Source organism: Arthrobacter sp. HMSC08H08 (assembly GCF_001807575.1).
GTDB lineage: Bacteria > Actinomycetota > Actinomycetes > Actinomycetales > Micrococcaceae > Pseudoglutamicibacter > Pseudoglutamicibacter albus.
In genome coordinates this window covers 52,872-77,073 of sequence record NZ_KV789402.1, presented here as the reverse complement: position 1 = coordinate 77,073, position 24,202 = coordinate 52,872, and the positions used below count along the sequence as shown (strand labels likewise).

27 protein-coding genes and 1 pseudogene are annotated in these 24,202 nt (G+C 59.0%); 14 read left to right on the top strand and 14 right to left on the bottom strand.

Features of this window, described 5'->3' with window-relative positions:
* Positions 1-155: 155 nt before the first annotated feature.
* Positions 156-1,235, bottom strand: coding sequence for a GNAT family N-acetyltransferase (locus HMPREF3175_RS07780; RefSeq protein ID WP_070491671.1), 1,080 nt, complete (start codon positions 1,233-1,235; stop codon positions 156-158).
* A gap of 59 nt (positions 1,236-1,294) precedes the next feature.
* On the opposite strand from HMPREF3175_RS07780, the gene HMPREF3175_RS07775 reads away from it, so the two are divergent.
* Positions 1,295-1,915: a TetR/AcrR family transcriptional regulator gene (locus tag HMPREF3175_RS07775; protein WP_256276332.1), complete on the top strand. Its 621-nt coding sequence runs from the start codon at positions 1,295-1,297 to the stop codon at positions 1,913-1,915.
* 30 nt (positions 1,916-1,945) lie between these two features.
* Here HMPREF3175_RS07775 and HMPREF3175_RS07770 read toward each other — a convergent pair whose 3' ends face one another.
* Positions 1,946-2,329: a VOC family protein gene (locus HMPREF3175_RS07770; protein WP_070491669.1), complete on the bottom strand. Its 384-nt coding sequence runs from the start codon at positions 2,327-2,329 to the stop codon at positions 1,946-1,948.
* 112 nt (positions 2,330-2,441) lie between these two features.
* Between HMPREF3175_RS07770 and HMPREF3175_RS07765 the strand changes: the two genes are divergently transcribed.
* Positions 2,442-3,413 carry a helix-turn-helix transcriptional regulator gene (locus HMPREF3175_RS07765; protein ID WP_070491753.1) on the top strand — a complete coding sequence of 324 codons (972 nt, stop codon included), beginning with the start codon at positions 2,442-2,444 and terminating at the stop codon, positions 3,411-3,413.
* Positions 3,414-3,658: 245 nt separating this feature from the next.
* On the opposite strand, the gene HMPREF3175_RS07760 is transcribed toward HMPREF3175_RS07765, so the two are convergent.
* The 4 genes from HMPREF3175_RS07760 to HMPREF3175_RS10540 form a co-directional block, all read right to left on the bottom strand.
* A complete protein-coding gene (locus HMPREF3175_RS07760) occupies positions 3,659-3,865 on the bottom strand; it encodes a hypothetical protein (protein ID WP_070491666.1) in 207 nt (68 codons plus the stop codon).
* Positions 3,846-4,265, bottom strand: coding sequence for a DMT family transporter (locus tag HMPREF3175_RS07755; RefSeq protein WP_338110365.1), 420 nt, complete (start codon positions 4,263-4,265; stop codon positions 3,846-3,848). Before HMPREF3175_RS07755 ends, HMPREF3175_RS07760 begins: the two co-directional genes overlap by 20 nt.
* Before the next feature lie 352 nt (positions 4,266-4,617).
* Positions 4,618-4,989, bottom strand: a complete 372-nt coding sequence (locus tag HMPREF3175_RS07750) for a nuclear transport factor 2 family protein (protein ID WP_070491664.1) — start codon at positions 4,987-4,989, stop codon at positions 4,618-4,620.
* A gap of 264 nt (positions 4,990-5,253) precedes the next feature.
* Positions 5,254-5,382 carry a hypothetical protein gene (locus tag HMPREF3175_RS10540; RefSeq protein ID WP_256276331.1) on the bottom strand — a complete coding sequence of 43 codons (129 nt, stop codon included), beginning with the start codon at positions 5,380-5,382 and terminating at the stop codon, positions 5,254-5,256.
* A 676-nt stretch (positions 5,383-6,058) separates the two neighbouring features.
* Between HMPREF3175_RS10540 and HMPREF3175_RS07745 the strand changes: the two genes are divergently transcribed.
* The 6 genes from HMPREF3175_RS07745 (at position 6,059) to HMPREF3175_RS07715 (ending at position 13,170) form a co-directional block, all read left to right on the top strand.
* Positions 6,059-7,921: an ABC transporter ATP-binding protein gene (locus HMPREF3175_RS07745; protein WP_083289508.1), complete on the top strand. Its 1,863-nt coding sequence runs from the start codon at positions 6,059-6,061 to the stop codon at positions 7,919-7,921.
* A 253-nt stretch (positions 7,922-8,174) separates the two neighbouring features.
* Complete coding sequence (locus HMPREF3175_RS10535) at positions 8,175-8,459, top strand: Abi family protein (protein ID WP_070491662.1); 285 nt, start codon at positions 8,175-8,177, stop codon at positions 8,457-8,459.
* A gap of 421 nt (positions 8,460-8,880) precedes the next feature.
* Positions 8,881-9,267, top strand: coding sequence for a TetR/AcrR family transcriptional regulator (locus HMPREF3175_RS07730; protein WP_070491658.1), 387 nt, complete (start codon positions 8,881-8,883; stop codon positions 9,265-9,267).
* 29 nt (positions 9,268-9,296) lie between these two features.
* Entirely contained in the window at positions 9,297-9,668 is a 372-nt protein-coding gene (locus HMPREF3175_RS07725) for a hypothetical protein (protein WP_035756356.1), read from the top strand.
* 195 nt (positions 9,669-9,863) lie between these two features.
* Complete coding sequence (locus HMPREF3175_RS07720) at positions 9,864-11,159, top strand: SIR2 family protein (protein WP_035756355.1); 1,296 nt, start codon at positions 9,864-9,866, stop codon at positions 11,157-11,159.
* 4 nt (positions 11,160-11,163) lie between these two features.
* Positions 11,164-13,170, top strand: a complete 2,007-nt coding sequence (locus HMPREF3175_RS07715) for an ATP-binding protein (protein ID WP_070491656.1) — start codon at positions 11,164-11,166, stop codon at positions 13,168-13,170.
* 439 nt (positions 13,171-13,609) lie between these two features.
* Here HMPREF3175_RS07715 and HMPREF3175_RS07710 read toward each other — a convergent pair whose 3' ends face one another.
* Positions 13,610-13,903, bottom strand: coding sequence for an antibiotic biosynthesis monooxygenase family protein (locus HMPREF3175_RS07710; protein ID WP_035756352.1), 294 nt, complete (start codon positions 13,901-13,903; stop codon positions 13,610-13,612).
* A gap of 162 nt (positions 13,904-14,065) precedes the next feature.
* Positions 14,066-14,593, bottom strand: a complete 528-nt coding sequence (locus HMPREF3175_RS07705) for a hypothetical protein (RefSeq protein ID WP_035756350.1) — start codon at positions 14,591-14,593, stop codon at positions 14,066-14,068.
* 241 nt (positions 14,594-14,834) lie between these two features.
* Here HMPREF3175_RS07705 and HMPREF3175_RS07700 point away from each other — a divergent pair, with 241 nt between their 5' ends.
* Positions 14,835-15,092, top strand: a complete 258-nt coding sequence (locus HMPREF3175_RS07700) for a YobI family P-loop NTPase (protein ID WP_218078898.1) — start codon at positions 14,835-14,837, stop codon at positions 15,090-15,092.
* A gap of 68 nt (positions 15,093-15,160) precedes the next feature.
* Here HMPREF3175_RS07700 and HMPREF3175_RS10000 read toward each other — a convergent pair.
* A pseudogene (locus tag HMPREF3175_RS10000) lies at positions 15,161-15,286 on the bottom strand (DUF4411 domain-containing protein); the annotation flags it as partial.
* Between the two features lie 70 nt (positions 15,287-15,356).
* On the bottom strand, positions 15,357-16,514 hold the full coding sequence (locus tag HMPREF3175_RS07695) for an ImmA/IrrE family metallo-endopeptidase (protein WP_070491652.1): 1,158 nt from the start codon (positions 16,512-16,514) through the stop codon (positions 15,357-15,359).
* A gap of 75 nt (positions 16,515-16,589) precedes the next feature.
* On the opposite strand from HMPREF3175_RS07695, the gene HMPREF3175_RS07690 reads away from it, so the two are divergent.
* Together HMPREF3175_RS07690 and HMPREF3175_RS07685 are read left to right on the top strand one after the other, a co-directional pair.
* Complete coding sequence (locus HMPREF3175_RS07690) at positions 16,590-17,183, top strand: TetR/AcrR family transcriptional regulator (protein ID WP_070491749.1); 594 nt, start codon at positions 16,590-16,592, stop codon at positions 17,181-17,183.
* Positions 17,180-17,536 carry a DoxX family protein gene (locus HMPREF3175_RS07685; protein ID WP_035756348.1) on the top strand — a complete coding sequence of 119 codons (357 nt, stop codon included), beginning with the start codon at positions 17,180-17,182 and terminating at the stop codon, positions 17,534-17,536. Before HMPREF3175_RS07690 ends, HMPREF3175_RS07685 begins: the two co-directional genes overlap by 4 nt.
* A 172-nt stretch (positions 17,537-17,708) precedes the next feature.
* On the opposite strand, the gene HMPREF3175_RS07680 is transcribed toward HMPREF3175_RS07685, so the two are convergent.
* Positions 17,709-18,623 carry a 3-hydroxyacyl-CoA dehydrogenase gene (locus HMPREF3175_RS07680; RefSeq protein ID WP_070491650.1) on the bottom strand — a complete coding sequence of 305 codons (915 nt, stop codon included), beginning with the start codon at positions 18,621-18,623 and terminating at the stop codon, positions 17,709-17,711.
* A gap of 199 nt (positions 18,624-18,822) precedes the next feature.
* Between HMPREF3175_RS07680 and HMPREF3175_RS07675 the strand changes: the two genes are divergently transcribed.
* Positions 18,823-19,458 carry a DsbA family protein gene (locus tag HMPREF3175_RS07675; RefSeq protein WP_070491648.1) on the top strand — a complete coding sequence of 212 codons (636 nt, stop codon included), beginning with the start codon at positions 18,823-18,825 and terminating at the stop codon, positions 19,456-19,458.
* 44 nt (positions 19,459-19,502) lie between these two features.
* Here HMPREF3175_RS07675 and HMPREF3175_RS07670 read toward each other — a convergent pair whose 3' ends face one another.
* Positions 19,503-20,951 (bottom strand): NAD-dependent epimerase/dehydratase family protein, encoded by a 1,449-nt coding sequence (locus HMPREF3175_RS07670; RefSeq protein ID WP_070491646.1) that lies wholly within the window; start codon positions 20,949-20,951, stop codon positions 19,503-19,505.
* Between the two features lie 141 nt (positions 20,952-21,092).
* On the opposite strand from HMPREF3175_RS07670, the gene HMPREF3175_RS07665 reads away from it, so the two are divergent.
* Both HMPREF3175_RS07665 and HMPREF3175_RS07660 read left to right on the top strand, forming a co-directional pair.
* A complete protein-coding gene (locus tag HMPREF3175_RS07665; RefSeq protein WP_052048480.1) occupies positions 21,093-21,455 on the top strand; it encodes a BlaI/MecI/CopY family transcriptional regulator in 363 nt (120 codons plus the stop codon).
* 25 nt (positions 21,456-21,480) lie between these two features.
* Positions 21,481-22,263, top strand: coding sequence for a M56 family metallopeptidase (locus tag HMPREF3175_RS07660; RefSeq protein ID WP_070491644.1), 783 nt, complete (start codon positions 21,481-21,483; stop codon positions 22,261-22,263).
* Positions 22,264-22,298: 35 nt separating this feature from the next.
* On the opposite strand, the gene HMPREF3175_RS07655 is transcribed toward HMPREF3175_RS07660, so the two are convergent.
* A complete protein-coding gene (locus HMPREF3175_RS07655; protein ID WP_070491642.1) occupies positions 22,299-23,561 on the bottom strand; it encodes a Dyp-type peroxidase in 1,263 nt (420 codons plus the stop codon).
* A gap of 48 nt (positions 23,562-23,609) precedes the next feature.
* Positions 23,610-24,191 carry a copper chaperone PCu(A)C gene (locus HMPREF3175_RS07650; protein ID WP_070491640.1) on the bottom strand — a complete coding sequence of 194 codons (582 nt, stop codon included), beginning with the start codon at positions 24,189-24,191 and terminating at the stop codon, positions 23,610-23,612.
* Positions 24,192-24,202 lie beyond the last annotated feature (11 nt).

The following is a 24,202-nucleotide window of genomic DNA, read 5'->3' as shown; positions in this document are numbered from 1 at the left end:
CGTGAAACCAGACACCCTTACCTCCACGTTTGTAATGTGTCGGGACATCGTTCACACGATGTCCCGAGACTTTTTTATGCTCTGGGGCTTTGATGTGTCGGGTCATCGTTCCGCTTTTTGGGTGCGACCAAGGCGGACGAAAGTCCGACTCTTCGTCATTGAAGCGCGTCTTCAGAAGCCAGCCGCGCATAAACGAGGGTGTCGGTCCATTCGCCCTTGCTGAACCAGCCCTGGACGTGATGTGCTTCGAGCCGGAGCCCGACACGACGAGCCAGTGCTGCCGAGGCGCTGTTGCGGGCATCCATCTGCGCGGTGATGCGATGGAGCCGGTAGTGGTCAAACCCGAGGGCGAGTACTGCTCGGACGGCTTCGCTGGCGAACCCTTCCCCACCGTACGCCGGGTCGAGGACCCACCCGATCTCGCCTTGCCGGTGCTCACTATCGGTGAGCCACAGCGTGACACTCCCGATCGCGACGCCGTCATGCTCGATGACCAGCGCAAGCGCCCCACTCTCACCATCGATATCAGTCTTCGCTAGGCGTTCGGTGAGCTTGTCACGGGTGACTTCTACAGTCCATGGCTCGCCCGGCAGATAGCGAGCAACGTCGGGTCGCGAGTACAGCTCGTGAAGCCATTCGGCATCGTCGGCGTTATAGTGACGGAGCCGAAGCCGCTCCGTCGCCAACGGCCACTGGGCGGTGGGCTTGAGGTCGCGCCGGTAATGGAATAGTTCCTCGCACTGCCCTGCGGGCGTGATCCCGACGGCTCGCTCGACCTCATGAAACCCTGCGTTCGTCAAGCACCGCTGGGAGGCCTTGTTCTCCAGGAGCGTGCGTGCTGTCAAGGTTCGCAGTCCACTGTTGCGTGCGAAGCGCGATGCCAACTCCAGGCCCCGACGAGCGTGCCCTGCTCCCCGCGCATCGGGATGAATCCAGAACCCGACCTCGACAGCCTCGGAGCTGACGTCGAAGAGCACCATGGAGCCCACAAACCGGTCCGTCTCGGCGTCGGCAAGTGCGAGGACTGCCAGCGTGCCGGACGACAGACCCTCAGCAACCTCGTCACGGATCATCCGTCGCACGGACTCGGGGGTGTAGTCGGACTCGGGCAGGTGGCCGAAGCACCGCACAGCTTCGTCCTTGGTTCCGGCTGCATACGCGTCTGCGTCCAGCTCAGAGAGGGGGCGTAGGCGAGTGTTCTCAAAGGTGATCGGGAGGGTGGTGGCATCCAGCATGCGCTAAACCTAACATAGAATGGGTAGCTAACTGAAGCGTGTTTGGTTAGGCTGGTGGGGTGAGCTACTGGGAACACCGCAAACCTGTGCAACGTCTCCGCGCAGTGGACATCGGGGAGGTTGCGAGGGCATCGGTAGGGTTACTGGACGAAGGCGGGTTGAGGGCCCTCACCCTGCGATCTGTGGCGCAACAAGTGGGTGTCGCTCCAGCCAGCCTGTACTCCCGCGTCGAATCCGTCGACGATCTGTTCGACCTCGCCCTCGACACAGCGCTTGAAGACGATCCGGTCATGTCCGACTCGATCCGTAACGCTGACCTGCCTGCCCTGATGCAGGCCTTCTTCGCGCACCTCACAGCCCACCGGTGGGCCGGTCGGGTCATCGGTATGCGCGCTCCCAGGGGCCCGGCGTACCTGGCCCTTTCTGAGCGAATGTGCGTCCTACTCGAACAAACAGGCACCCCGGACCCGCTCGGCACTGCCTACCGACTATCCAATTTGGTGATCGGTTCCGCTCTAACTGCTCCGATGGCGCCTGACGAGAAGCATGTCACCATCGACCCTGAGCAAGCTCCGACCTACGCGCGACTCCACGCGCAGCACCACATCAGCCCGCAGGAGATCCTTGCCGACGGAATCAGCGCTCTCCTCGCCTCGCCCTCCAAGCCGGGTGCGCTTTGAGGGCGAGGCGAGGGAATGCCCGCAAGACCCCTAAAGATTAGTGGGGTCGGTGGCACAGACGCGGAGGCGGTGCCCGTCGGGGTCAGTGGCGACGAACGTATAGCCGAACTCCAGGGTGGTGGGTTCCAGCGCGATCGGAAAGCCGAGGGTTGTCCAATCGTGGTAAAGCTGGTCGACATCATCGTGGGTGGCGTAGCTCATGGATAGTTCGACGCTGCCTGGTGCGCCGGTGGCGGCGGGGTCGATCTGGTCGCGGGTCTGCAGACCGATGATGACATTGTCGGTGAGGGCGAACACTGCGAAGTCTTTGAAGGTCTCGATGGGCTCCTTATTCAGGGCTTGACGGTAGAAGATGGTGCTGGCCTCGACGTCGGTGACGTAGAGGATCACGCTAGTGGGTGCGAAGGCGGTCATAGCTTCTCTCTCTGCGAGCGCCCCTTTTGGGGACGATTTTGTCGTTACGCTTTTACGAAGCTACGGGTGATAGGTGACATCTTCTGTCATGTATCTGTGCGAGTATTGGGGCATGCGAGCGGATCGGTTGTTGTCGATGATCTGGCTGCTGCGTACCCATGGCGGGCTTTCGACGGCAGAGTTGGCGCAGCGCCTGGAGGTGTCGCGTCGTACCGTGCTGCGGGATGTGGAGGCACTTTCGGCTGCCGGGGTGCCGGTGTACTGCGAGCGCGGCCCCCACGGCGGTGTCCGCCTGATGCCGGGCTACCGCACCGATGTCACAGCGCTATCTGAGGACGAGAGCCGCGCGTTGTTCTCCGCGATCTCATCGTGGGGCCCTGATTCGATTGGCTTGGGTGACGCGTTCGCCTCGGGGCTACGTAAGCTGCTGGCTGCGGTTCCCGACGCCCATCGTAACCAGAGCCTGGAGGTTGCGTCGCGGATCGTGATTGATCCTCAGGGCTGGTTGCCGCAACCTGATGCGTTGCAACCTGGGGAGGCATTCGCAATCCTCGAAGCCTGCGTGTTCGCCCGTCAGCGGTTGCAGCTGACCTATCGCTCACGCCAAGCCACACGTGCACAAGAGCTGATCGTGGAGCCACATGGTCTGGTGTCGGCCGGCAGCGACTGGTATCTATGCGCCAGCACCGAGGGAACGGTGCGGTTCTTCAAGGCAGTCCGTATCGAGCACGCCGCCCCGTTGGCTGAACCATGCTCCGGACCTGACCTGGATGTGGCCCAAGCATGGCGAGAGCACCGCGGCCGGTTTCTCGACCAGTTCACTCCTGTGAGTGTTGATGCCTGGCTCCTGGCCGCGCGGTGGGACGACGCGCGCGAGTGGAGTATCCGCACCAAGCCGATGGATGCGTCCGGGAGCCCACCGGGTGAGGGGTGGCGGCCCGTGCGCCTGGAGTTCATGGACGACCTGCATGCGGTCACCGTCCTGCTACGCCTCGGCTCGGACGTGCGCATCGAAGCCCCCGACGACATCAAAGCCAAGCTCCTGGACCACATCGATCAGGTCGCCACGCTCTACCGCTCGTGATCCTGCTCCGTACAGGCGCCTCTGAGCACCCTGATCTCAGCCAGCTGTAGCCACCATCTGGAGCTGCCAGGCCTCTTGCAGATCGAGGTTAGGAGGCTCCGGCTCACCTGTGTGACGGCCAGGTGAGGGGTGGTTTGGCTGACGATGTCGATGCGGGTGATGGCTACAAGTACTTGCTGTGGACTGTAATGTGTCGGGACATCGTTCCACTGAACTGCTTCCCATTAGTTGGACTGAGAAATCAGTTACCGACTAGTGGGGAGCAGTTCATGTTCGCGAGGGCCTTCGATCATGAGCTTGGCTCCGCCGGCGCACCACAGGACGCCTTTGAGGTAGTGGTCGTACTTCTGGGGTCGTTCGCCGCGGGCGTTGTTGGCGTCGAGGTTGGTTTGGACGCGCAGCCTGGTCTCGGCGTCGACGAAGGGCCGGCGGTCAGGCCGTGTCTTCCTCACGGTGGTTGGTGCGTCTGGTCGCGAGGCCGACGCCACCCAGGACGACCGCAAGCCCAATCCACTGCAGGAGCGAGGGCTGCTGGCCGAAGAAGGACCACGCCCACAGCATTGTGACCGGTGCAGTCAGGTAGAGCAGAGTGCTGGTCCTGGTGGCTCCCACCTGGCGTAGGCACCAGATGAACGTGGCGTAGCCGCCGAGGCCAGACAGGAGAACCAGCCAGCTGATTGCCAGCACCAGTACCCCCGTGACCTGCACTGCGAGCCCGTCGGTCAGGAGGGCTATGCCGCTGAAGATCACGGCCGCAACGCTCACTTGCACGGTCAGGCTGGTCACCACGGGCACCTGGGGCTTCCACGAGCGTTCCAGCAATGAGGCCATGGACAGTCCCAGCAGGCTCACTACCACCAGGCCCACGCCTCCCACCCCCGCTGCGCTGATGCCTCCCACGCTCAAGGCGACGCCAACCAGAGCGATGAGCAGGCCAACCCACTGGAGGATGCTGACTCGGTCACCGAAGAAGATGCGCCCCGCCGCGGTGAACTGCCCGCGTGGTAGTCACCCAGAGGCACCGCGACTCAACCGGGACTGCTGAACGCCATTAGATCGAGGGAGGAACAACGCAACTGCTGGGGTGTGCTTCCCGTCTAGCGACGAGGGATGCCTATGGCGCTGGGTGGGGCATCGTCTTTATCCTCCCAGCAGGGCGAGACTGGCTGTGTACGGCTCGGACTTGCTCGCGTTCAGTGTCAGATCAGTGCGTTGCTGTCGTCTGGGTGTAGAGCGCGAGACGAGGGCCGTCGGCCGATCTGACGTACACGCTGGTCATGGTCGCCTCGAAGGGCTCTTCGCCCGCGCGCTGAGCTGTGGCCCGGTACACCAGCGCTGCCGCTTCCGCTCCTACGCGGACGATCCGCTCGTCGCTGATCGTGTAGCTGTCCCATGCCGGCGCCTGGTCGAGGGACGCGACCACGGTGTCCCTGTCCATCGTGAAGCCATTCACGAGGACCATGACGGCGTCTTTGGTCATCAGAGATCCGTAGAAAGACGAGCCGGTCTGATTGCACAGCGCATCCCATCCCTGACGCTCGAGCGCACACAGGGCGGGCAGAGTCAACGTGTCCATGTGCTCGACGCTATCACGCGCCGCACCGGCGTTTCCTGGCACGACCGGGCGCACGCGACTCAAATGGCGCCGACGCCGGGCGATACCTAGCCGTATCGAACAGCCCGAAGTCCGTTAGGATAGACCCATCCCTTGGGGTGTGCTTTCTATCTGGCGACGAGGTTCACGAGATGCAACCACGCGCTCACCTGGGCGGTGAGGTTGAAACTGGCAAAGCGTCACGTGTCTCGGGATTGGCGATGGTCCTGCTGCCTTCTGGACTGCTTAACGGCCGTGCGTGTCGCGAATCATGACGCCGGCGATGAGTAAGTGTTTGCGGACTGTCCCGACCGTGTATCCGAACTTACCACCCACACGCTCCAAGGAAGCCCCTTGGTCATACATGGCACGCATCAGCCGAATCTCGCTGCTGGACGGGGAGTGGTTCCGGAGGACGACACCGCGTTCCCGAAGGAAACGAGAGAGTCGCTCATGTCCAAGACCAACTTGCCGGGCCACGGCTTTCAGAGACCCGCCCGCTGCATAGGCGGCTTCCGCTCGTTGAAGAACGTCTTCGGATGCTCGCGACGCCCGCTGCGGATGGCGCCTCCAACTGTGCGTCCTGCGCCGTTCAGCGCGGATCGACTGGTGTGCTCGCACCATCTGAGTCACCGGCGGGGCAAGTTTCGACAATCCTCCCGCTAGGTCCGCGTTTGTAATGTGTCGGGACTGCATTGATGTGGTGGGTCCGCGTTCCGCTTTCCGGTGGATGCGCCAGGACGTCGGGACAAGCGCATTTCTGCCCAACCTAGCTTGACATTCTGAAGCCTTCACGGGTCGCCGTGGTCGCGGCGAACATGCACTAACCCGAGGGCGGGGCTGCAGGCGGTCGAGTCGTTACGGGTGCTGGCTGACACGTTGGAGTTGCGGCAGATCGAGCTGGACCGCGCGCACAGGATGGCGGCACCTGGTCGGTGTCCCGCTGCCTCCATTGCAGAAACTCATGGTCTGGTTTAACCTGTTCCAGACCGGCAGCGCCACTAGCCGGGCGTTCCGCTAACCCGCTTCGAAGATGATCACGAAAGACACCATGAACGTCTCTGAATCTCCGATTAACGGCATCGACGACGCGAAGTCGGGCAACGCTGCGGTCCCGTTCCGGGAAGGTATCGCGCTGCTGTGGTCGTACTCGCGTCCGCATCTTCGAACCCTCATCATCGGTGTGTTGCTGGGGTTGTTCGCAACGGCCATCGCGCTTGCGACACCGATGGTCACCAAGTGGGTGCTCGACTCGCTCGGCACTAATCTCGACCTCACAGGTCCAGTCACGGTCCTGGTGCTAATCCTGATCGTCGGAGTCATCGCGAACCTCGCCCAGAGCGTGCTACTGGGGAGGCTCTCAGAGCGCATCGTGTTAGATGCTCGCCGTGGCCTGGTCAGTCGGTTCTTGCTGGCGAAGCTGGAACAGATTCAGCGCTTCCGGTCCGGTGAACTAGTCACCCGCGTCACCAGCGACACGCTACTTTTGCGGGAGGCGACGACGAATAGTCTCGTGCAACTCATCAACGGCCTGGTATCCCTGGTCGGAACCATTGTGTTGATGGCGATCCTCGATTGGCCTCTCCTGCTGGCCACGCTCCTCGCGCTGATCGTGGTCGGCGTCTTGTTCGGTGCGCTCGTTCCGCAGATCGGTAAAGCTGACAAACGCGCACAGGACGCCATCGGAGAGCTTGGGGCGACGTTGGAGGGCGGGGTGCGTGCCCTGCGTACCGTGAAATCCAGCCGCGCCGAGCACCGCGAGATCGCACGGGTGAACGCAAAAGCCGAAGAATCTGCCCGGCACGCGATCCGATCGGTCTGGTTCTCGGCACTGGCGTGGTCGGTCGCGGGCGGCGGGGTGCAGCTGGCGATCATCGTCATCCTCGGCCTCGGCGCAGGACGAGTCGCGCTCGGCGAGCTTGCCGTGTCCACTCTTGTCGCATTCCTCATGTATGCCTTCAACATCGTTGACCCGATCACCTCACTGGCCGGGGCATTCTCCACCCTCCAGAGTGGCCTCGCCGCCGCCGCACGCATTCGCGAAACCGAACACCTCGAACTCGAAGACACGCACGCTCGCCCCGCCGATGCACCTGCTCCTGTGAGCCATCCTGATACCCCGGTGCTTACGCTCCGTGCGGTCACAGCAGGCTACGCCGACGCAGAAACCCCCGCGCTGCGCGACATTACTCTCGCCATCCCGCGCAAGGGGCACATCGCACTCGTCGGCCCGTCCGGAGCGGGAAAGACCACCGTCTTCTCACTACTACTCCGTTTCATCGACCCCACCTCAGGGCGACTCGAACTGAACGGTGTCCCGTACGAGCACTTGAGCATCGATGATGTCAGGTCAGGCATCGCCTACGTCGAACAAGAAACCCCTGTGATCCCCGGCACCGTTCGTGACAACGTGCTCTTCCGTGTGCCCGACGCCACCGATGACGAAGCATGGGAAGCACTTGCCTCGGTACGCCTCGATCAGAAGATTCGATCCCTCAATGGCGGGCTGGACACTAACGTTGCCGAGACCAGTCTCTCCGGTGGGGAGCGTCAACGCCTTGCCGTCGCACGAGCCCTGGTTCGCCGCCCGAACGTGCTCCTGCTGGATGAGGCTACCGCCCAGCTCGACGCGACTACCGAAGCGGCCATCCAGAACCTCATCGCCACCGCTTCATGGGAAGGCGCGGTCGTCACCATCGCACACCGCTTATCCACCGTGCTCGATGCAGACCAGATCATCGTCCTCGAAAACGGTCAGGTGCGAGACGCAGGAACCCACCGCGACCTCCTCAGTCGTGACACCCTCTACCAAGAGTTCATCTCCGCACTACACATTCACACAAGCGCCGGCCTTCCCCCGGCCGAAACGTTAAAGCAAGCCCGACCCAGTTCTCCGGACACTGATCGTGCGTGAAGTTTGTTCACGGGACGGAGTCCGTGATGCCTGCACCGAAGTCGCCCGAGTTCCGCCGTCGTGCATCAACAGGGTGAGCCTGTTGCACAGATCCCCCGAAACCTAGGGAACAGCGAGTCGTGTTCACAGCGATGGATGGCGTGAAAGCACGACAATCACGCTTACCTCATGCTAATCTGGGACGCACTATATCCCCCACGCCTCTCCACGGAAGCGCACTTGGGGGATTTTTTCTACCCCACTGGAGCGGTAAATGAGCCAACAGGAACCACGCGATCGGGGTCAGGCGGTTTATAACAAACCAGCCTTGAACCATCCCGATCTCGTTGCGCTTATGCAAGACCGTGGACTGCTTATTCCCGACACAGCACATGCTGAACGCCACCTTCGCAACATCGGCTTCTACCGTCTATCGCCATACACCATCCCATTCAAACGGCACGACTCAGATAAATTCAGGGATGGAATCGTCTTTGATGACCTTTTGAATCTATATTTTTTCGACCGCAAGCTCCGTTTGCTGAACATTACCTATTGACTTATGGCGAGCCAGCTCTCCCTCCGTCGTGGATTGTCATGGAGCGATGCACCTTGGGGCAGATGGAACGCCTGGTGGATAACCTGAAACAACGCGCTCGACTCTATCCAGTTCTCGTGGCACTCCAGTCGTTGCTGCTGACCCTGTCTCCTCACAGCACCTGGGCATCGAGGCCGAAGTCGCTTATAGACGAACATCCCAACCTTCCGCTGGAGGCTATGGGGATGCCTAATGATTGGTTCGAGGATCCGTTTTGGGCTGAGTAAATTAAGAGCTAGTCCGAGAACTCGCCTCCGGACATCTAGCTTTCGAGGGCCTTCTTTCTCCAGTTTCTCTTAGGCGCGAATACTGTCCTCTACGCACCTCGATCCACCCATGGAGCATTCTTGACCACTCGTTCTAGAACGCTTATTCTGAAACTATGGCAAGACCACGGGAGTTTGATACGGCGGCTCTCCTGCAGCAGGCGGGTGAGTTGTTCATTAGGCGGGGTTTCACTGCGACCTCGATCGACGAGGTCGTGAAAACCACCGGCGTGGTGAGGGGAAGCCTGTATTCGATCTTCGGTTCGAAGCAAGGCATTTTCGTTGCGGCCCTCAAACATGCTGCAGACGAACACAGCGACGACGACGGTCCTGGCCGCGGGACGTTGCTTGACCTGCTCAACGTCGCTGTTTTCGAGATCGCACCCCACAACCGTGACGTCGCGGAATTGGTTCAGCGCATCATCCACACCAATGGGATTACAGCTCAAGCGCTTGGTCAGCGAGCGCTCGAACGGGCTTGCCTCACCGAGGCAACCGGCTAGATCTATAGATTTTGAAGAAGGAGAAACGCATGGCTCGCAACAAGGTTGAAATTCAGGACGGGGAGCTCATCGTCACCCCGCGCGGCCTAGACAAGATGTGGTCATTCAAGAGGGAAATCCGTGTGCCGCTGGCAGTTGTTCGCGGGGCTACATTCGACCCGGGTGTGGTGACGGAACCGAAGGGGTTCCGCTCGCCGGGGCTGAATACGCTGGGTAAGAAGGTGTCGGCGACGTACCGCAAGGACGGGGAACGCCACTATTGGAACGTGACGGGCGCATCGGACGTGCTCGTGATCGAACTGGACCCGACGTTTGAGTACAGCCGCCTCATTCTTTCCGTTGATGATCCGGTTGGTTTGGAACGGCGCATTAACGAGGCTGTCCGCGACCGCACACAATGAGCGATGGCGGCCGCGGACAGATTTAGGCGAGACACATATGCACCGACATGTAGCTCTAAACGAGTCGAACCGCCCCGATACAACGAGGTACGAAGCTGTAGCTTCTTAGGATGATTACCGGCTATCCTGAAATGAGGATCCGCAACCTGAAGCCACCGCTACACTGGGGCATCCGTAACATAGCCGAGGGACAAGATGACAGACGAAGCACCGGAGCCTGATCTCACTTTCCTCAAAGGAGGAAAACGCTATGATAGCGACACATGTGATGCTTCAAATCGCTCACCGCTGGATATCGTCAAAAACGACTTCAACGAAGTACTTTCTTCAAAGAACTTGACGTTTCTCTTTGGATCAGGCTGCTCCTCTCAGGTAACGGAAAATAATGAAGAAAAAGGCATCCCCACAATGGCCCCAATGGCCCAAGGTCTACTCGCCAAGAATAATGTAAACGTCGCTAATCGATACGGGCTCACAGCCGACATCAAGAAATCCCTCTCAAACAATTTAGGCATTGACCTCACCAACGAGGCCTACGCATGGAATCTTGAACGCCTCATGGAAGTTCTCTTCGGCTTCCAATTTGCTCTTGCTCAAACAGACAGACCTTCACTCATCGACGCCAAGAAGGACGTCGATTCTGCGATCGATTCGATCAAGAGATACGTTTTCGAGACATGTGTTGAGGGGCAAGAGAAACCTTCCGCGACAAGCATACTGAAGCTTTACCAAACGTTCTATCGGAAACTATCGCAACGCTCACGCTCACTTCCCCGTCCCACTGTTGCCACCACCAACTATGACCTGTTCAATGAAATTGCAATGGATCGAATCGGCGTTCCACACATCAACGGGTTCCTTGGTTCGATCGAGAAACGTTTCAACCCTGCATCGTTCCGTTACACCATCGCTCAACGCCTTGACTTGACATCACAAAAATGGACCTCGCTCGACAATCTGGTCTATTTCCTCAAGCTTCATGGGTCACTCAACTGGCATGCGGTGGATGACGGATTATTCCCCGTCGAAGAACGCCCGATCAGTGAGAGCGCAGATGGAAAGGCGATGCTGATTTACCCTACGCCAGCAAAGCAAAATGCCAGTTTCGCTGCTCCTTACTCCGATATCTTCCGCGAGTTTCAGACCAAAGTCGTTCAAGAACAAAGCGTTTTGGTAACCATCGGTTACGGTTTCGGTGACGAGCATGTTAACAACATCATTTACCAGGCGCTCACGATTCCGACATTTCGTCTCGTAGTTTTCGCTAAACCGGAGGACGACACGAGCACCACCAGCAGACCTGTCAAAATGCTTCAAGAGCTCAACGACCCGCGTGTGTGGATCATCGGAACTGAGAACTCAAATGCTTCCTGGAAGGCACACTACTTCAAGGAGTTCGTTGAAGACATCATGCCCGCAGGAGATCTCGATCCCGCCGAAAGTGCCATCGAGAGTGTGATGGACATGTTCGCTAGCATCAAGAAAGACTAGAAGTATGGCCACAAGTGATTCTCGGCGCCGCAGACTAGGAACAATTATCGAGGTAACTGCTGAACGTTTTCGCGTAGAGATGGCTGAGAGCGCTGACGGTTACACCCTCGTTGGCTTTGACGGTCAACATTATGTAGCAAGGATTGGGTCACTTGTTCTCATCCCCTTAACCAACGCTTATGTAGTTGCCGAAGTTACGGGACTTCAAGAAAAGCCCGAGGCATCAACCATATCCAGCGCCTTAAAGTCCCTTGACGACGTGTCATATGCATCCTCTCGACAACTGACATTAGCGCCGCTGGGCATCCTTCCTTTCGAAGAAGATCATGGTTTCTCATTCGGAGTATCCGAGTTCCCGCCTCTGTACGCAGATGTCCTACACGTCGAGAACAGAGATCTAGACCGTATTTTAGATGTTGCAAACCAAGAGGTCGCTATTGCTAACACGTCACCGCCCGCGACGAAACTAAATACGCTTACCATTGGGACGTCTGCAATTTTTAGTGACTATGATGTGAAGATTCGAATCAACGAATTCTTCGGAGCTCATTCAGCTATTTTAGGTAACACAGGTAGTGGAAAGTCTTGTACGATATCTAGTTTCCTGCAGGAAGCACTTGGAAAGGTTGGTCTAGAACCAGCGGGGGGAAGCACGTTCGTGCTCTTCGACACTAACGGGGAATATCGACGTGCTGTATCCGAACTACCGGCACCAATTCAACGTACATGCGCACGAATCGACTTCGTGCAGCCATCAACGTTTTACCCTGCCGACCCCTATGACGAACGGGAGCAACTTAAAGACTTCGTTCTGCCCCACTGGTTACTAAATCTTGAAGAATGGGAACTCCTTCTCCAAGCTAGCGACAGAGTCCAGCGCCCAATACTACGCACCGCGCTAGGGCTCACGTCCTTATTTGCGGCCAAAAACCATGAATCTGAATTCGCGACACTACGCAATCATATTCTTGCTTCTTGTTTGCTGTTTCTACTAATGGACAGCGAGAACGCGACTGCAGCAAATTCACGTATTCGTGGACTTCTTAATGTATACCCGTTGCCCGAAAAAATCACCTCTCTCATAACTTCAAATCTGAAGGTACATTACGGCAGTTTTAAAACGCAGGGACTGCAGGAAGTTGAGCATACATTGAAGGCCCTCCAACTGCCGGAGGCCGAGATGCCCTCGTACAAGAACCACCCCTTCCGTTTCTCGGATCTCATAACCGCACTAGACCTGGCAATTCTTTACGAAGAAAGTCACGGCAACCGTCGAGTGCGTGACAACTGTTCGACACTACTTACTCGTGTCAAATCGCTCGGAGCACGAGACGAGTTTTCCTTCTTGTGCCACGACCATTTCGTTCGAGACATTGGTGAAGTCACTGCGGAGTCATTTACTGACAGCATCCTCGGCATCGAGCGTCATGCGACGTTCTGCAAAAAGCAGGCGCAGGTCTACGTTCTAGATTTAAGCGCAGTTGACGACGAAGTCGTAGAGGTTGTTTCTTCAGTTGTAACGCGCCTAATTTTCGACCGTCTTCGACATAGCACCACACGAAATTCTTTTCCCGTTAATTTGATACTGGAGGAGGCCCACCGCTACGTCCCTCGCCGAAGCGTAGGCGCCAGCACACTCGAAGCAACGCGTATTTTCGAACGCGTCGCGAAGGAAGGAAGAAAGTACGGACTGTTCCTCATGCTTTCTTCGCAGAGACCCAGCGAGCTGTCAGGAACCGTGCTTTCACAGTGCTCAAACTATGTCATCCATCGTATCCAGAACCCCGAAGATCTACAGCATATCCGCCGTATGACACCCTTTATCTCCGAGTCCGTGCTCAACCGCCTGGCATCACTCCCCAAGCAGTTTGCACTGGTTTTCGGTACATCAGTGAGCATCCCTACAACCTTTAAGGTACGCACTGCGGCACCACTTCCTCACAGTGACGATTCCGATGTAAGTGACCATTGGTACCAGTCACCCGAAAGAATCAGAAACTTACCTCTTTAGAGCACTATTACTCAAGTAGTTCGGCCGCTTTTTGGCGGGCTAGGGAAGGTCTCACGAAATACTAATATCCTTGAGCAGTGTGAAATGCGGCTCTGCACGACAGCAGGTTCATGAAAGCAGGCTAAATACCGAACATTCACGACAGGGGCCTTCTCGAAGACGGCGGCCTACACCCAGGAAAACGCAACCCAACAGGACGTATCCAGATTGATCGGGCTAGCCACAGGATAGGAAGTACTTTTACTGTATGTTGCGCAATGGTCTAGAGTTTTGCGGCTCCATACTAGAGACCTGCTCCGTGCCGCGTTCCCGCACGAGCCTTGGACTTGTTTCGAAACTGCTTTCAGATTCGATGCTCGTGCTCCCCATAATCCGGAGAAAGCGAAATCACCCAGCCGCTCTGGTTCCTACATCCAAGTTCTCCCGCGTCGAGTCACTGCTAGTCGTTGAACGGGACGACGTCGAAGCCGAGGAGTTCCACGCTCATGCCGCGCTGCTCATCGTCGCCGTGATCGCGGGCCGGGCGTGCATCCAGCCATGCTTGGAAGTGCTCGCGGGTTTCCCAGCGGGTCACAACAAAGTAGCGGTCCTCCCCGATCTGCGGACGCAACAGTTCAAATCCTTGGAAGCCTTCAGCGGTGTCCACAGCTTTCTTCCGTGCAGCGAAACGCTGCTCGATCTCGGCTTCGGCCCCTTCGGGGTATGTGAGTGCCGTGATGTTGACGAACGTCATCTGAACCTCCCTAGACGGCGGCGGTGTTATGCGCCGCGACGTGATCCAACCTTTTAACAAGGCTACCGATGTTTCCTGAAGTTTCGCCAAGTGGTGGCCGCGGCTCCGCTCAGGTTCCGGTGTGGGGCGGGCGTGGGCTTTTGGATGCACACGGAGCGCGGTTTAGTACTTCTCGTAGAAGTGCGCTAAATGTGGAAACTCGGGGAGTTTGCCGCCATCTCGGATGAAGGTGCAAAAGATAAGAGCGGTGTCATCGATTTTAGGATCCAAAAAAACTTTCCCCTTTTTTATGGGTTTCCCGTAGATGTAGCAGCCTTCACCAGTGACCTGTACCTCATTTCGGTAGAAGTGTATGCCCTGGTCTGGTCCGCGCTTATCTGGCTTGAAGCAAAGAGTTTGGGCGCAACTGTTTGGGATAGCGTCATTGCTGATGATGAGGAAAGCCGTCTCGGCCTCTCTCACGAGTTCCTGAAGTTCTTCCAGCGCCCACCTGATCTGCCCGTAAGACGTAACCGGCACCGTCTCGTAATCGCCGCCGTCAACGTATAGGATCCACCCGTCGGGGACTCGCGCGGTGTAGTCGAATTCGGGCACCGGGACCGGCGGTGCGGTGTCGGGCGTTTCAAGCGCGACATGCTCTTGCTCATCATGTTTTGTGTTGCTGAATATTTTCTTGAAGAGGGAGAACATGGTGACCTTTCTGTCATTGTTCGACCCTTGCCACACTAGCCCAGACCCCTAGCGAGCGCCCCGATTCGATTTCGGGTCCGAGGGACCGGACAAGACGTACTGTCTGTGCACAGTTATCACTTAGCATGAGAGCAAATCTCAGCAGCTCACCTCCGTTCGTATGACTAGTGGCATCCACCTTTCCGCGCCCGCCAAGGTTCGGCTGTTGAATGCGGGAAGTCTGGTAGCGACGGAGGGTTTGGTGAGCGAAGCGAAATGGAACCTGGTGCCGCTTACGCCTGAATACATTGAAGATGAGCATGGCGGCTACGTTGCGGAGCTTGAGAACGCGCTTAAGAACGATGAAATCCGCAACATCGCTCTTTCCGGGCCTTACGGTGTCGGCAAAAGCAGCATCCTTCGCGAGCTTGCGCGGAGGCATAAAGGTCGCGTCGTGGAGCTTTCGCTACATCTTCCCAACGCTTCCCTTCGACAAGCCCTTACAGCTAGCTTGGGCTAGGCAAGCCTCGCGATATCGAAGAAAAATAGCGCGGAAAACGGACTGTTGCATGGCTTTAGCTGACGCTACTACAAGTGGAATTGGGCCCCGGTTTGGCGGAGCAGCCGGAAAATATCCAGCCTATTAACGCCTTTTCCTGTGCAAGCGTCCGGAATCAATACTCTCTTCCGAGAGTCAGGTTGAGAACGTTCATGGGTAACCGTGCGCTTATGCTTTCGTTCGTAGACCTATGGAAGTTACTCCGCCCAGCGTCAAGTAGATACATCATGCCACCTGCAGCTCGATAGCCAGATTCTCAAATGTCTCGTGCTTTTTAGTTCCGAGCAACCTGTAAGCGTCCCGAAAGGTAGTGTTTCCTTCATAGGCGCTAGCGATTACAGCCCGAGCGAACCGGCGGCTTAGCCGGAGCGGTTGCGTTTTGTAATAATTGCCGCCACCCGACCCACCATGTTTCTCGGCCAGAATCTTCATCACGCGGTTCTGCTCTTCCTCATAACGCTGACGGTAGCCATCCCATGTCAGGAGGCCAGCATCGAACATGCGTCTGAGAACCACGAGGGTGCTGACTCGATACTTCCCTGCGAGACGTTCCAGCTCCTCAAGGGTCGCCTCACCTAGATAATCCCTACGCAAAGCATCAAAGGGAACCAGCACTTCTGCCGCAACTTGATTGCACCACAGTTCCTCAGCTTGGTCAGTGCGGGCAGTCAACGCCGCGTCGGAGAGCGCGCTTCTCCCCAACCACACATGAGCGAGCTCGTGGATCAGAGTGAAGATCTGCGCTGCCTTCGAATCAGCGCCGTTAACGAAAATCAGTGGCACAAGTGGGTCAGACAGTGCGAACCCCCGAAATTCCTCAGGGTTGAGCTTCCGGTGAGTGTTCGCCCCTACGATCCCATTGATCATTACCAAAACACCGATGCTTTCGATGCGATCAATCAGGTTTCGACGGGCCTCTTCCCAGCTGGAAAACTCTTCTCTTCGGGACAAGCCGAGCTCCAGCAAACGGCGCATCTCATCCGCCACTAACTCCGGGGACGTATCCGTGGTTACGGATCCGACAAACTCGGGCGCAACCATTCCGCACTCTTGTGCGTAGGCTCGGTACCAGTCCTGTCGAGCCTGACACATGTAGATCGTGTCCAGCAGATCAGCCGATGGTTGCGGGACGGCAACATTCCCGATGGTGCGCATATCTGGGATAGGTACTTCTTCCCTGGGTGGCTCAGGGAGGAACAGCAACCCGAATGGGGTGTGCGTGGCGCTAGTGAATTTCTCAAGCTGTTTTAGTGTCGGCTGGTCAGTGCCAGAGATCCAGGCATCTAGTTTAGGGGCGCGCCGTTCAACAGTTTCAACATCCCATCCGGCCCTTTCGACAGCCCACTGGAGCAGGTCGGGAGCGACCTCAACGCGAACACTCACCACGCCACCACTTACATTCGAGCCGCCACCAAGTCTAGACTGAACGTGTTCAGCGAACACGTTCAGGAGGTTTCCGTGGCCCGCATTCGGACAGAAACAAGGCACGCAACCCGTCGCGCCGTGTTGGAAGCTGCAAGTCGCCTATTCGGCGAGCGCAGGTTCACATCCACGACAGTTCGCGACATCGCGCAAGAAGCCGGCGTGAGCGTCGGCACCGTCATGGCCGCCGGGGACAAAGAAGCCCTCCTCGTTGAGCTCTTCGATGACCTCATCGATCAACGCCAACAGCGCATCGACACCCCCGTCTTAGATCCCAACAAACCGTGCGGAGACAGTGCTGTGGCCATCGTGGAGCCGTTCGTCACTCTCTTCGAGGAACGCCGCGACCTCGCCCGCACCTACGCATCGATCCTGGTGAGCGGGCGCCACACCTCCGTCGTCTTCACCGACCTCGCACGCCGACTAATCACAGTGTTCGAACAACTCATCACCGCCCACGGGTGCACAAACCCGGCAGACACACGCGGGCGGGCCGAAGCCCTTCATTCTGCCTACATCGGCAACCTATTCATCTGGGCATCCACCACCGAGCAGTCCGGCACCGACCTCCTCACCCAGCTACGCAAAGTCTTCACCGCAATCTGCCCACCAACAGGAAGCAACTCATGATCCTGATTCCCTCATCATGGTTACCACCAGCACTCTTAGCAGCAGTCCTCCTCATCGACATTGCGCTATCAATCCGGCCAGTCCAGTTCATCCGCAACTGCCTCCACGGCGTCCGCTTTCCCGAAGAATGGTGGTGGTCCCTACTCGTCATCAAGGCGCTTGCAACAGCCGGGCTCATCGCAGGGATCTGGATGCCAGGACTAGCTTTCGCCGCAAACAGCGGCGTGATCGCCTACTTCCTCTGCGCAGCCATAGCCCACATCCGCGCGAAAGCAACAGGCTCAGCCTTCTGGATCAACTGCTTAGGAATGCTCGCGCTATCCTGCGCCACACTAGCGTTGAGCCTCATCTAGCTGCAGCACCTACCGCACTGCAAAGGCCCCGGGATCGTTTCGCTCCCGGGGCCTTCCGCCTACCTAGTTCACGGTGACCAAGCTGGGGTGGTGAACTGGACGTCTACGCCGCCCCGCCTACACAACCGAAGCTACACCGACTCAGCCACCACTGAGACACCAGCCATGTGCCTCACTCAGTGAAGAACTCGTTCGGGCCTACCGGCTTGCCGTTCTCGTCATAGATGTAGAAGCCCTTGCCATCTGCGATACCGCTGAACCCGGCATCGATCGCTTCCTTGAGTTTTTTACCGAAACGCTGGCGGGTCTCATCCTCGGACGTGCTTGCGATGTTGGAAGCCACGTGGAAACCAACCACGTCGTACACCTCGAACGGGCCGCGTGCAAAGCCCGTTCCGAGGTTCCACGCGTTATCGATGTCCTCAGGGGTACCCACGCCGTTCATGTACAGATCGCTACCTGCGTTGAGCCATGGGATCAGCAACGAGTTCAGGAAGTAACCAGGGGTTTCCTTCTTCACATGAGCGGGAACCATGCCGGTCTCCTTGGCATAGGTCAGCGCCTTCTCAACGAAGGCCTGCTCCGTCTTCGGGGTCTCCATGACCTCCGCGAGGTTCTGCTTCCAGATCCGGTTCGCATAATGGATCGCGACGAAACGCTCCGGAGCGCCCGTCGAGTCAGCAAACAGCGACGGCAACAAAGACGACGTGTTGGTCGCCAACACGGTCCGTTCATCAGCCAGCTTGCCGACCTTAGTCCAGGTTTCGCGCTTGAGCTCAAGGTTCTCCGGGACAGCCTCGATGATGATGTCGACGTCGGAAACCGCCTCTTCGAGGTCAGTTGTTGTCTTGATGCGCGCTACAGCTTCCTCGAACTTCTCATCCGTGAAGTCGGCCAGGTCCTCGCTATACCCCTTGCGCATCCACGCCCAGCGGGCTGGCAGCTTGTCGATTGACTCCTGGAACGGATCGTAAATAATGACGTCTTTACCGTGGTAAGCGGCCTGCATCGCGATCTGCGATCCCAGCACGCCTCCACCCAGAACTGTGACAGTTGTGAATTCAGCTGCGTTGTTAGATTCCGACATCATCCGCTCCTTTGCGAGGGCTACTTTACACTTGTAAGTTAACTCCTCCGTAGGTGCGTAGATTGCGTTTTCAACCCACAGCGAACCCAGCCGCAGGACTCATGCCGCTAAGGAATAAACCCGGTCCCGGAACCGGTTAAAACACATGAGCTTGCCTCATATGCAAGCACCTACCTAAGGCCCCAACCGAAGGAGCGTCATGAGCACCACCGTTGACTTCTACTACGACCCCTGCTGCCCCTTCTGCTGGGTCACCAGCCGCTGGCTCGTCCGCGTCCAAGAAGACCGCGACATCACCGTCACCTGGCGCCCCTTCTCACTCGCCATCAAAAACGACGAACTCGGCAACGGCACCGCTGACCACAACGGCCGCGGGCACATCGCCGGCCACCGCGTACTGCGCGTCATCGCCGCCGCCGAAAAGAACGGTGCCGACGCCGGCGAGCTCTACACCGCATTCGGCCGCGCCTACCACACCCAAAACAGCAACATGGATGACACCCTCATCGCCACCGTCCTGGCGGACCACGGGCTCGACGCGTCCCTCGCCGACGCCGCGGACGATGACTCCTGGGACGCTTACCTCGAAGCCGAACAGCAAGCAGCGCTCGATGCGGTCGGCAACGACGTCGGCGTACCAATCGTTCTCTTCACGAAGGACGGCTCGGAACCACAGGGATACTTCGGACCAGTCACCAACGCCCTGCCGAGCCGCGAAGAAGGCCTCGACCTGTGGGACGGGCTTGAAAAGCTCGCGCCTGTGCCTTCCTTCTACGAGCTCAAGCGAACCCGGCCAAAGGGTGGGCCAGACACAACCGGTACCGACGCCATCTAGCCGCGGCTAGGCAGCACACTCTGGGCGGGCCCGGTGACCTTCCCTTAGCGGAAGGTCGCCGCGGCCCGCTCGAAGTCTGGATACTCGAACACAGGCCCCACCACCTCAACCGCGTTCGTTTCCGCCTTCACACCATGCAACAGAAGCCCCGGCTCAAGCCCCGCCAACCCGCCAGCGGCACGCATCACACCAGCCGGAACCGGCAACCGAACACCCCCACCAGGCTCGGAACCAAGTAGCCGCAGCGCTTCCGAAAGCCTGATCGGCTCCGGAGCCGCCGCCACCACAACCCGGTCATTCAACGCTTGGAGAGCACCAGCATCGGCCGTCTGCTCTTCCTGCATGAGCAGCGCATGCACAACAATCCGCGCCCAGTCCTCCACGTGAATCCAGGACAGCCACGGGTCCACGCTCGGCCGCACATGCGAGGCCGCAACAGCCTTCAACCCTGCAAGCCCCGGCATCCCGGAACCCAGAACGGGCGCGGTCCGCACCACCACGGCATTTTCAGGTGCATCGTTCTCCCACTCACGCAACAACGCGGCCATCCCCGGTACCGCTTCCGGCGCCCAGTCCGGCGCGGTCTGCGCGGTATATGCCGGGGCATCCACATCGGTAGTCAAGGCAAGGGCCGATGCGTGAACCCACCCCGTCACGCGCCTCGCCTTCTGCGCCGCCTGAGCCAGCGCACGCGCCGCCGTCAGTCTGGCCACGCGAAGTTCCGCCATCTTCGCGGCCGTCGCTTTCTTGAACATGCGCGGCCCCACCATGTTCACAACCGAAACCCCGGCAGGGTCAGCGAAAACCTCCGCCCACTCCCCAACGCTCACGCCATCCCACTGGCGCCGCGGAACCAAACCCCCAGTACGCCGCGAACGGCTCAAAACCACCACGCGGCGGCCCCGCGACATCAACGTGTGGGCAAGCCTGTTGCCCAAGAACCCCGTGCCGCCTGCGATCACAACCAGCGGCAACTCACGTGAGGCATTGTGATCGGCAGGCTCCGCGAGCATCTCGAAAAGACGCGCACCAACCTTGGATAGATCACTATCCAGCAAGCCACCGAAAGCCGCCCCACCAGCCGCTGACCCGAGAGGCCCCTCAGCCTCGATCCGCCGCTCAACCACGGTCCCGCGACCATCCGCGGAATCAATCAGCGACCACGTGACCTTCGTGAACCCGCCAGGTTGATCCTGCTGCCACGCGAAACGCAGACCCTCATGCATCTCAACAACCCGCGCAGGCGGCGCCGTCAACGCGTGCACCGTGCCCCGCGCCACCGCGCGAGGAACCACCATGATCCGCTGCCCCACCGTCAGGTCACCGGTCTCACCCGCGGCCACATCGTCCAGAACCGTGCCATCCTCAGCCACCGGCGCGCAACGCTGAATCGCATCGTCCACCACGGGCCACACATCCGGGGTCATCAAGGCACCCCACACGGCCTCACGAGGGACGGCAACACGAACCTGCTGGACACGCTGAAAGGTCATGAAACCAGCCTACCCACCAACAACCTAAGTCACTGTCACAGCCACAAGAACCAACGCGACATCCGATGCCACATCTTGTAGTGTTATATAGGATCGATCAGGGATAATTCCCCATAACTTCAGCAAGGAGGTGACCCAACCGTGACGCCGATTCGCGAACGCGGCCAGCTGGAACGCGAAGTCCTAGACCTTCTGCGGGAGAACAGCTCCCCCATGAGCGCCCGCCAGCTGCAAGACGCCTTCGACGAACCCACGCCGGCATACACGACGCTGATGACGGTGCTCGCCCGCTTAGAGAAGAAAGGCGAAGTCACCCGGGGCGGTCCCTCTCCACGCAAGACAACCTTCCAGGCTGTCCGTAGCGATGAAGACGCCGCGAGCCACGGAATGCTCGCAGCCCTCGGCCAAGCCAATGACCGCAAGGCGGCCCTGCTCGCCTTCGCCGGTAACCTCGATGCCGCAGACGTCGCCCTGCTTAACGAAGCGTTCAGCTCCAAGAAGTAACGCCGCTTCCTGACATACTGCGACTATGCTCTGGTGGGTTCTCACGTGCTTCGGCACCGCAACAGCGCTCGCTTTTGTAGCGCCCATCGTGCTCACCAAAGGCCACTGGCATGTTCGCCGCCCGAGGCTCGCCCTTACTCTGTGGTTCGGCGCGTTCTTCACCGGTCTTGGGTTGACTCTGCTCGGCCTCATCTTGAGCGCAACCACCGCCGTCGCCACCCCTAAAGCGGAAACCGGGCTGGAATCACTCACGCTCTCGATGCTGGCGTGGGTCGGCCTGCTCGCGCTCGGGGCGGTCACCGCGCTGATCTACACCGCGAACGAACCACTCGTGGAGATCCAGAAATCCACCGTCTCGCATCTGGAATCCGCGAGCTATCAACGCATCCACCACCGCGACTATGAACTCATCCTCTTCCACGCCGCCGAACTGCTCGCGTGCGCAGTACCTCTCAAACACGCGACCGTGTTCATCTCCTCCGGCCTGCGCGAAGCCCTCACAGACACGGAACTCGACGCGGTCATCGCGCACGAACACGCCCACCTCACCCAACGCCACGGGCTCGCGCTACGCATCGCTCACGTGAACTCGGTTGCCCTCGGCGCGTTGCGGGCCGGCCGCGAGCTGCGCCGCGCCTCACTCCTGCTGGTTGAGCTAGCTGCCGATGACGCCTCGGCCAAAGCCACGAGCCCCACCGCACTCGCTGGGGCTCTCACCACGATGGGTACGCAACTTGGTGACGCCGGCATGCTCGCACGTGCGCAACGGCTCACAGCTAGAACCAACGCCACAAGAGCGGCGGCCTAGCCGCGCTGTGCGCTGCAGCAGCGGGCTGAAGACAGTTACGCGAAGAGGGTTTCGCCGATGAACCCGCCGTCCTTGCATCCTGGCGGGATCGCGAACACGGCCGAACCGATGTGGGTGATCCACTCGTTGAGCAGATCAAGCTCATCAAGCCGCTTCTGTAGCGGCGCGTACTGGGTCACAGGGTTGTGCTGGAACGCGGTGAAAATCAACCCGGAATCTGAGACGTCAGTCCCGGTGGGGTGCACGTCGTAGTTATAGACGCGGCGGAAGATCCGCTCGTGCGGGTTGTCCGAGCGTGCACGGCGGATGTGCGCGAAGTCCGCGATCACCGGGAACCCTGCCGCGTTGTTGGCCTCAAAGTCCGGTTCGTCGTGTTCCTTCTGGCCCGTCAACGGTGCACCGGAAGCCATGCGGCGGCCCACGGAGGCTTCGCGACCATCGCGGTCCAGGCGGTCCCATTTATCCAGCATCATCTCGATGCGGCGGATCACCAGGCTCGTCCCACCATCAAGCCAGGCAGGATTCTCCTTAGGCCCTTCCCACACGACGGAAGCGAAATCATCCGTCTCCGGCCCCATATTCACGGTGCCGTCCAGCTGCCCGAAAAGGTTGCGCTGCGTGTGAGTGTCTTTCTGTGAACCATAGGCGCGACGGAAACCCTGCTGAACCCACGCGACATCCATAAAATGTCGCGAGTCCTTGAGCAACATGCGGGTTGCGTGAGCGACCGTCACCGGATCATCCGCTGCCACCTGAATCAGGAAGTCCCCGCCAGTCCACTCCGGTTTCAGGGTGTCACGTTTGTATTTCGGCAGCGGCTTGAGCCAGTCCGGCATGACCTTCGGGTCAGGGTTGATCCGCTTGACCATCTCAGAGCCGAAACCGAACGTCACAGTGAGCCGCGAGGGATAGAACGCGAGCTCCGGCTCCGTATCCGCCAACGCACCGTCACCTTGTGTAAGCCGGGACGCATCGTCGGTAAGAATATTCAGCATCCGGTGGAGACCTTCGCGGTCCGCTGCCTTCTTCAGCGTCAACCCCACCAGAGTCTGATGCGCCTGCGGGTACATCTCGATGCCGGCTTGGTGTTTGCCATAGAACGGTAGCTTCTTGACGCCTTGGATGACGTCAGCATCCGCGAGAGCTTCTTGCCTCGCCTGATCTTCTCGATTGCTTGCGAACGCATCGACGCCGACAACGGCCGCAGCTCCCGCTACGGTCGCGGCACCCCCGAAGAGCAATGAGCGGCGTGATAAGCCACCCCGACCTTTCTGGTCGTCTTGTTCCGCGTGGGTCATACGTGCCTCATCCTTTCTGTCGACGCCGATGCGTAAGCAGGAAGGAACTTACTTGTCCTTCTTGTCTTCCTTGTCACCGTGATCATGGTCGCCGTGGCCGTGGTCGCCGTCGCTACCGTGGCCGGCGTGGTCGTCATCGTAGTTTTCGTTGGCGCCGGTGAACTCCTTGGCTGGGGCTTCGATGTCGAAGCTTTCGCCATCGGTGGTCTTGAGGGTGATCTTGATCGTGTCACCCGGCTTGATCTCCTTGGACAAGCCCATGAACATCAGGTGGTCAGCGCCTGGCTCGAGAGTGATGCTCTTGTGCGCAGGAACAACGAAGCCGCCTTCCTTCTCCTGCATCTTCTTGCTGCCATCCGGGGTGTCGATGACCTCGTGCAGCTCTACCTTCTTCGCGTACTCGCTGGTTGCGGACTCGATAGTGACGTCTTTATCAGTCTTGTTCTCGATGACGCCGAATGCGGCGGTCATGCCTTCAGAGGCCGCCTTGACCCAAGCGTCCTTGGCTACGAGCGCTTCCTGCGAGGCCTCCTGCTTGGTCTCTTCCTTCTTCGTCTCACCCGAGCATGCGGACAAGCCGAGAAGGGCGGCTGCACTCAATGCGATTGCGGCGGAAATACGACGGTTCATGATGGTCCTTT